Origin of the sequence: Mesorhizobium sp. M7A.F.Ca.US.006.04.2.1 (assembly GCF_004022915.1) — a bacterium.
Lineage (GTDB): Bacteria > Pseudomonadota > Alphaproteobacteria > Rhizobiales > Rhizobiaceae > Mesorhizobium > Mesorhizobium ciceri.
On sequence record NZ_RZQA01000213.1, the window covers coordinates 1 to 8,041 of the forward strand.

Annotated in this window: 7 protein-coding genes; all 7 read right to left on the reverse strand. The window is 61.9% G+C overall.

Features of this window, described 5'->3' with window-relative positions; all coding sequences use genetic code 11:
• A partial coding sequence (locus tag EN925_RS13810; RefSeq protein ID WP_128336618.1) for a heavy metal translocating P-type ATPase occupies positions 1 to 2,102 on the reverse strand: 2,102 nt, incomplete at its 3' end.
• A complete protein-coding gene (locus EN925_RS13815) occupies positions 2,099 to 2,596 on the reverse strand; it encodes a FixH family protein (protein ID WP_063169221.1) in 498 nt (165 codons plus the stop codon). The genes EN925_RS13810 and EN925_RS13815, both read right to left, overlap by 4 nt.
• Positions 2,593 to 4,152: a cytochrome c oxidase accessory protein CcoG gene (ccoG, locus tag EN925_RS13820; RefSeq protein ID WP_063169222.1), complete on the reverse strand. Its 1,560-nt coding sequence runs from the start codon at positions 4,150 to 4,152 to the stop codon at positions 2,593 to 2,595. The genes EN925_RS13815 and ccoG overlap by 4 nt, the downstream gene beginning before the upstream one ends.
• Before the next feature lie 167 nt (positions 4,153 to 4,319).
• Positions 4,320 to 5,183: a cytochrome-c oxidase, cbb3-type subunit III gene (gene ccoP / locus EN925_RS13825; protein WP_063169223.1), complete on the reverse strand. Its 864-nt coding sequence runs from the start codon at positions 5,181 to 5,183 to the stop codon at positions 4,320 to 4,322.
• A gap of 2 nt (positions 5,184 to 5,185) precedes the next feature.
• Positions 5,186 to 5,335: a cbb3-type cytochrome c oxidase subunit 3 gene (locus EN925_RS13830; protein WP_024502864.1), complete on the reverse strand. Its 150-nt coding sequence runs from the start codon at positions 5,333 to 5,335 to the stop codon at positions 5,186 to 5,188.
• 11 nt (positions 5,336 to 5,346) lie between these two features.
• On the reverse strand, positions 5,347 to 6,078 hold the full coding sequence (ccoO, locus tag EN925_RS13835) for a cytochrome-c oxidase, cbb3-type subunit II (RefSeq protein ID WP_063169224.1): 732 nt from the start codon (positions 6,076 to 6,078) through the stop codon (positions 5,347 to 5,349).
• On the reverse strand, positions 6,078 to 7,697 hold the full coding sequence (ccoN, locus tag EN925_RS13840) for a cytochrome-c oxidase, cbb3-type subunit I (protein ID WP_063169225.1): 1,620 nt from the start codon (positions 7,695 to 7,697) through the stop codon (positions 6,078 to 6,080). Before ccoN ends, ccoO begins: the two co-directional genes overlap by 1 nt.
• Positions 7,698 to 8,041 lie beyond the last annotated feature (344 nt).

Genomic DNA, 8,041 nt, shown 5'->3' on the forward strand with positions numbered 1-8,041 from the left:
GCATTGTAGACGATCGCAATCGCGATGTTCTGGCGGATCAGGTGTCCCGCCTTGCGCGAGACGTCCAGCGCGAGAGGCACTGCCAGAAGGCTTTCGCGCAGGAATACGAAGTCGGCGGCATTGCGGCCAATGTCGGCGGCGGTGGCCGGAGCGATCGAGACATGCGCCGCGCTCAGCGCCGGCGTGTCGTTGAGGCCGTCGCCAACCATCAGAACCTTGTGTCCGTCTTTCGCCAGGGTCTCGATGCGCTCGACCTTGCCCGACGGCAGCAGGCACGGAACGAAGTCCTCGACACCCAGCATTCTTGCAACTTCACCGCAGGCACCTGCGGTATCGCCCGACAGCATTTGCATCGACACCCCAGTATCGTTCAATCGCTTGATCGCCGCCGCCGCGTCGGCGCGCAGCGCATCCTCGAAATCGAAGGTCGCGACAATGAACCCGTCTTTTGTCAGCACCGTTCCGCCATAGCCATGGTTGCCTTCACCACCGGTCCGGGCCTTCCATCCAGCCCATCCGCGTCGACCCAGCCGCCAGATGCTTCCGGCGACAGTGGCTTCGATCCCGAACCCCGGATGCTCTGTGACGGCATCGAATTTGTGTTGCCCGCCAGGAGCGGCAAAGCCGGTTATGGCCTTTGAAAACGGGTGACGCGAGTGCGCGGCCATGTCTGCCGCGATTGCCAGCATGGCCGGATCGATCGACGATGCATTGAGGAGCCGGGGTTGTCCGAGCGTGAGCGTTCCGGTCTTGTCGAACACTGCGTTATCAATCGTCGCCAGGCGCTCCATGGCCGAACCGTCCTTGACCATGATGCCGTTCTCGAACAGACGCCGCGCGGCGACCACCTGAACGATCGGTACGGCGAGGCCGAGCGCGCACGGGCAGGTGATGATCAGAACGGCAATGGCGATCGTCATCGCCCGGTGCCAGTCGCCCGTCGCCGCCATCCAACCCAGGAATGTCACGAAGGCGGTGAGATGAACCACGGGCGCGTAGAGTGCCGACACGCGATCAGCGATGCGGCGATAGTGCGCGCGACCGCCCTCTGCGGCTTCCATCAGCCGAACCATTTCGGCGAGGAACGAATCCTTCGCGGCGGCGGTCGCCTCGATCGTCAGCGGGCCGGTAAGATTGAGCACGCCGGCCTGCACGGCTTCGCCCGGCGCCACGTTTTTCGGCGCGCTTTCGCCTGAGGCCAGCGAGCAGTCGAGATCAGACGCTCCGTGGATGATCTTGCCGTCGACGGGGATCCTTTCACCGGCCGCGATCAGCAGCTGCATCCCCGGTTCGATCTCGCCAACCGGCAGATAGTCGCGCGCGCCATCGCCGCGCAGCACCATGGCGCCGCGTGCGGCCAGCTGCGACAGGCCTTTCACCGCGGTGCGGGCACGTTCGCGCATCACGTGATCCAGCGTCCTGCCGATCAAAAGGAAAAAAAGCAGCGAAACCGACGCGTCGAAATAGGCGTGGTCGCCATGGTTGATCGTCTCATAGAGGCTCATGGCGTAAGCGAGCGACACTCCGACCGCGATCGGCACGTCCATGTTCATGCGGCCGTGGCGCAGTGCATTCCAGGCCGAGCGGAAGAAGATGCCGCCGGCGAAGGCGAGCGCTGGGATGGCGATCAATGCGGAGACCCAGTGAAACAGGTCGCGGGTAGCCCCTTCGGCCCCGGACCAGACAGAGACCGAAAGCAGCATGATATTGCCCGCCGCGAACCCGGCAACCGCGACGGCGCGGATCAACTCCGAAAGCGTCCTGTCCTTTTCATCAATCTCGGGGGCGAAGAGATGCGCCTGGTAGCCGAGCCGTCCAAGCGCGGCGACGAACGGTGGAACCTCGTCGCCACGCCAGCGGACCGAGACCCGTTTCGTCGACAGGTTGACGCGGGCGCTCTCGACGCGATCGAGCGTTCCCAACGCCGTCTCGATCGTCTGGATACAAGCTGCGCAATGAACGCTCGGCACCGAAAGATCGGTTTGGCGGAGATCATCTCCAAGCGATCGGCTCGCCAGCCTGATCTCTTGACTAGACGGCAGGACCGACGTGGTGCTGCCCAGATCAAGCGCCATTTCGGCGCCCGGTGCACAACAACTCATTTCAGCGCTCCATGGGAAATCATGATCCTGCGGACTTCGCGGTAGGGCTCGGCCAGACCGGCGTCAGCGTCGACTTCGACGATCCAGACGCCATCCTTCGGCATGTGCTGGGCTGCGAATTCCTGGCCGGAGGCGAGGGCGAGGTTGACCGCCTTGTCCTCTTTCTCGTAGGCGGGATGGCGAAACAGCACCTTGACGCCATGCAAGGCAATCGGCTTGCCGACGGCGTCGGTAAGGCTATAGCGGACCTCGCCCCATGCGATGGTCAGCTTGCCGGTCCAGCCGAGCGCTGCCTGCGCCCGCCCCTCCTCGGCCTTCTTGTTGAACTGCTGGCTCGCCACATAGGTGTTTTCGACGACAAGGCCGGTCCAGCTCGTGTTGGCGAGCGTTGCCATCGTCAGATTGACCGCGATGACCACCCCGAAAAAGGCTAGGATGATGGCCAGCATGTGCCTGCCGGTGAATACGCGGGGTTTTTCAGCGTTAGCGGTCATCTGGCAGTCTCCGGCGCGTTGAAGGTGGCGGTGTATTCGTCCGCCTCGAAGCTCGCCTTGTCCTCGACACGGAACTTGAAGGTCTGCGCTGTGCCCTGGATTTGATCCGCCGGCTGGCGCACGAAGACCTTCAGCATTTTCAGGCGGTCGGGTTCGACCGGAATGGCAAAAGAACGGCCTTCCGGGATGTCGTCGCCGACCACGCTCATCTCGGCGCCCTGCAAGCCTTGAATCGCGACAACGATCGTCCTTGGCTCGGGGATCATGTTGAGCAGCTTGACGGTGTAGCCGTTGCGGATCGAGCCGTCGGACAGCGTGACAAATTGCGGATTGCGATCATGCAGCACGTTGACTTCGAGCCGATCGCGCGTCAGCAGCGAATAGAGCAGACCCAGGCCGATCAGCGACCAGATACCCATGTAGACGTAGGTGCGTGGCCGAAAGATCTTGCGGATATGGAAATGCGCCACCTTGTCGGAGAACAGGCCATCAGCGGTCCTGACCTGCGACGGGTTGACTGAACTGGAGCCGCCCGCGGTCGCCAGCATCATGTTGGCGTTGTAGTCGGACAGTGTCGCATAGGAGATCAGCCCGCGCTCCTTGCCGAGCTTGTCCATGACCCCGTCGCAGGCGTCTATGCACAGCGCGCAGGTGATGCATTCCATCTGCTGGCCATCGCGGATGTCGATCCCCATCGGGCAGACCGCGACGCAGGCATTGCAGTCGACGCAGTCACCGACCGGCAGCCCTGCGGCAAGGACCTTCTTGGCGTGGCGAGAACGCGGTTCGCCGCGCCAGTCATTGTAGGTGACGGTGAGAGAACTTTCGTCGAGCATCGCTGCCTGGATGCGCGGCCATGGGCACATGTAGGTGCAGACCTGCTCGCGCATCAGACCGCCGAACGTGTAGGTGGTAGCCGTCAGCACGGCGACAGTGATGTAGGCGACGGGTGGCGCGGTGCCGGTGAAGAGTTCGCCAACCAGCGTCGGCGCATCGGCAAAATAGAAAATCCAGGCGCCGCCGGTCGCCGCACCGATGACCAGCCAGACGGCGTGCTTCGATAAGCGCAGCATCAGCTTGCGGGCGGTCCAGGGGCCTGCATCGAGTTTCATGCGAGCGTTACGGTCGCCCTCTATCGCACGTTCGACGACGAGGAACAGATCGACCCACACCGTCTGAGGGCATGCATAGCCGCACCAGGCACGGCCGACAGTCGAGGTGATCAGGAAAAGACCGACGCCCGCCATGACCAGGAGGCCGGCCACATAGAAGAATTCCTGGGGCCATATCTCGATGAAGAAGAAGTAGAAGCGCCGGTTCGCGAGATCGAGCAGGACTGCCTGGTCCGGGGCAAATGGACCGCGAGCCCAAGGCAGCCACGCAGCCAGGTAATAGATGCCAAGTGTGATCGTCATCACCAGCCATTTGAAGCGACGAAAGTTGCCCGAGGCGCGCTTCGGAAAGATCTTTTGACGCGCGGCATAAAGCGGCTTGCGGGTTTTGGCGGAATTGACAGTTTCTGTTTCGAGCCCTGTCAACTGCGTCTTGTCACGCATGTGCAACTCCACTTTCCCAGCCAATGTCAGGGGCACCTGTCGTAAAGCCTCGCCGTAGGATAGCCTTGCCGGGTTGTGCAGATCGCATTAGGGATGGTGTCGAGGCCCGGCTCACGCCGGGCCTCGTCCGCTTGGCAGGGGGGACCGAAGAATAGGACCTTCCATTCCTATTCTCCGCCGCCAAGCGAATGGACATAAACTGCAAGTTCCTTGACCTTGATCTCGCCGAGACGGCCAACCCAGGCCGGCATGACGCCCTGTTTTGGCGCACGGACCTGTGCGGCGATGGCTGTCTCACCGGATCCATAGAGCCAGATCGCATCGGTCAGGTCGGGGGCGCCGAATTCCCTGTTGCCTTTTGCATTGTCGCCGTGACAGGCCACGCAATTCTCGGCAAAGACCTTGGCGCCGGGTTGGATCAGACTTGCATCGCGGACCTTGCCGGAAAGGCTGGCCACGTAGGCGCTGACTTGTGCGATCTGGTCGGCGGTAATGATGTCGCCGAAGGCCGGCATTTCCGACAGGCGCGTGTCCGGATCGGATGCGAAGCGGATGCCGTGCGTAATCGTCTGCTGGATCTGCTCGGCCTTGCCGCCCCACAGCCAGTCGTCGTCGTTGAGATTGGGAAAGCCCTTGGAACCCTGGGCGCCGGAGCCATGACATTGTACGCAATTGACCTTGAAAGCGGCGCCACCGGCGGCGATTGCGAATTCGCGCAGGCCGTCGTCCGCGGCGATTTCCGAGACGCTCTTGGACTCCACCGCCGAGATATATTTGCCCTTGGCGGCCTCAGCCGCGGTCAGCTCGTTCCTGACCTCGTTGCGGCTGGAATAGCCGAGCACACCCGTTGTCGCCGAGTGCAACAGAGGCCATGCTGGATAGGCAATGGTGTAGCCTATCGCCCAGACAATGGTGACGTAAAAAGTGATAACCCACCATCTGGGAAGCGGGTTGTTCAGCTCCCGGATACCATCCCATTCGTGGCCGGTGGTCGAGACGCCAGAGATTTCATCGATATGCTCGTCGCTCATGATCACTCGTCCTCGAGCGGAATGCGGGCCGCTTCGTCGGCCAGCCTTCGGCTGCCGGGGCGTAGGGCAAAGGCGATGCACCCCACGAAGAACAGCGCCATCGCAACCAGGCCCCAGCTGTCGGCAAACGCCCGCATCAAATTGTAGGTCATCAGCGTTCTCCTCAGCGGTAGCCGGCGGCTTCGTCGTAATTTTTGAAGTCGACCAGTGTGCCAAGCATCTGCAGGTAGGCGAGCAGGGCATCCATTTCGGTGACCTGTTGCGGGTTGCCGTCGAAGTCGCCGATCTTGGCTTTTGGGTAACGCGCCTCAAGGCCTGATGTGTCGGCATTGGGATCGGCCTGCGCCGCCAGATCCGCATTGGCGTGGGCGATCATGTCATCGGTGTAAGGGACGGCTACAAGCCTGTTGGCGACCAGATGCGTCGAGAAATCCTTCACGTCGATCGGCGTGTCTTTCAGGAACCCATAGCTCGGCATGATCGATTCCGGCACCACCGAGCGCGGGTCGGTAAGATGCGCGACATGCCATGCATTCGAGTAGCGGTCGCCAACTCTGGCGAGATCCGGCCCGGTGCGCTTCGATCCCCACTGGAAGGGGTGATCGTACATGGACTCGGCAGCCAGGCTGTAGTGGCCATAGCGCTCAACTTCGTCGCGGAACGGCCTGATCATCTGGCTATGACAGAGGTAGCAGCCCTCGCGCATATAGATGTTGCGCCCGACAAGTTCGAGCGGCGAATAGGGGCGCATGCCTTCCACCTTCTCGATCGTGTTGTCGAGATAGAAGAGAGGCGCGATCTCGACGATGCCGCCGACCGTCACCACGAGCAGCGAGCCAACGAGAAGAAGCGTGGCGTTCTTCTCGATGATTGCGTGTTTGTCCATCAAGCCCATTACCTGGCTCCTGATCGCGCAGGTCGGATGGCGACGGGGCTCGGCATCGGCTCCTCCTCGCGCTGGTGGCCGAGGATGGTCCTGGTGATGTTCCAGGCCATGATCAGGGCGCCGGAGAGGTACATGGCGCCGCCGATGGCGCGCAGGACATAGTAGGGGTGCATGGCGGCGACGGTTTCGGCGAAGGAGTAGACCAGGAAGCCCTGCTCGCCATATTCGCGCCACATCAGGCCCTGCATGATGCCGGACACCCACATCACCGCGGCGTAGACGACGATCCCGAGTGTCGCCAGCCAGAAGTGCCAGGTGACGAGCCTCAGCGAGTAGAGCCGTTGACGGTTCCAGAGCTTCGGGACCATGTAGTAGATCGCGCCGAACGAGATCATGCCGACCCAGCCGAGCGCACCCGAATGGACGTGCCCGATGGTCCAGTCGGTATAATGCGACAGCGAATTGACCGCCCGGATCGCCATGATGGGGCCTTCGAAGGTCGACATGCCATAGAAGGCGACGGCCATCACCATCATGCGGATGATCGGATCGGTGCGCAGCTTGTCCCAGGCGCCGGACAGCGTCATCAGGCCGTTGATCATGCCGCCCCAGGACGGCATCCACAGCATGATCGAGAACACCATGCCGAGCGTCTGCGCCCAATCGGGCAAGGCGGTGTAGTGCAGGTGATGCGGCCCGGCCCAGATGTAGAGAAAGATGATAGCCCAGAAATGGACGATCGACAGCCGGTACGAATAGACTGGCCGGTTCGCCTGCTTGGGCACGAAATAATACATCATGCCGAGGAAGCCGGCGGTGAGAAAGAAGCCGACCGCGTTGTGGCCGTACCACCATTGCGTCAAGGCGTCCTGGACCCCTGAAAAGGCGGAGTAGCTCTTGGAGCCCGGGAACGAGACTGGTATGGACAGGTTGTTGACCACATGCAGCATCGCGATGGTCACGATGAACGACAGGTAGAACCAGTTGGCCACGTAGATATGCGGTTCCTTGCGCTTCAGGATCGTGCCAAGGAACAGAATGAGGTAGGCGACCCAGACGATGGTCAGCCAGACATCCACATACCATTCGGGTTCGGCGTACTCGCGGCCCTCGGTGATGCCGAGCAGGTAGCCGGTCGCGGCCATGACGATGAACAGCTGGTAGCCCCAGAAGACGAACCAGGCGAGATCACGGCCGAAGAGGCGCGCGCGGCAGGTGCGCTGCACGACATACAGAGACGTGCAAAGCAGCGCGTTGCCGCCGAAGGCGAAAACGACACCGGATGTGTGCAACGGCCGCAAACGACCGAAATTGAACCAGGGCTGGATGTTGAGATCGGGGTAGGCGAGCTGCAGCGCGATCACCACGCCGACCAGCATGCCGACGACACCCCAGAACACGGTGGCGATCGCGCCGTAGCGGATCGGACCATCCATGTAAGCGGATGGGTCAATCGGAGCTGCTGGCCTGAACTCCGTGTTGCGCAACAGGATCGCAGTGAAACCAGCCACTGCGAAGAACAACACCCACATGTGTCGGCGGAAAGGTTCATCCACGCCGAAGCCGGCGGCCACCAGGGCCGCAAAAGCGAACACGCTTAGAAGGACGATCTCTGTGCCGAATTTCATTGCAGATCCCGATCTCGAATCTGGTGGATGCCAAATCCGCAGCGCACTAATCGCGCAGCCGCCGCCCCCTCGCCCTGATCTATGTCAGGCCGCACGATTTTGTGCGGCGCAATCAGCAGGTGGCGAATGAACGAGGAACGCAGCGCGGGCTCACTCCCTCATGGAAGGCGTTCCCTGGGTTGGGCGGGCGCAGACGCGATCGCTGAGGCGAAAGCTGAGGCTCTGCGCGCGTTGGATGCTATTGCCGATGCCCTGCCAAACGTTGTTCGGATCCCATTGGAAACGAACGCGATCGTTCCGCCGAGCCGTGGCAGATTAAGGACCATGCTTCGCCGGTATGTGCC

Coding starts and splice junctions, on each gene's coding strand:
- EN925_RS13830 (WP_024502864.1), bottom strand. CDS start 5,335: ATGACCTACAATTTGATGCGGGCGTTTGCCGACAGCTGGGGCCTGGTT.
- ccoP (WP_063169223.1), bottom strand. CDS start 5,183: ATGAGCGACGAGCATATCGATGAAATCTCTGGCGTCTCGACCACCGGC.
- ccoN (WP_063169225.1), bottom strand. CDS start 7,697: ATGAAATTCGGCACAGAGATCGTCCTTCTAAGCGTGTTCGCTTTTGCG.
- ccoG (WP_063169222.1), bottom strand. CDS start 4,152: ATGCGTGACAAGACGCAGTTGACAGGGCTCGAAACAGAAACTGTCAAT.
- EN925_RS13815 (WP_063169221.1), bottom strand. CDS start 2,596: ATGACCGCTAACGCTGAAAAACCCCGCGTATTCACCGGCAGGCACATG.
- ccoO (WP_063169224.1), bottom strand. CDS start 6,078: ATGGGCTTGATGGACAAACACGCAATCATCGAGAAGAACGCCACGCTT.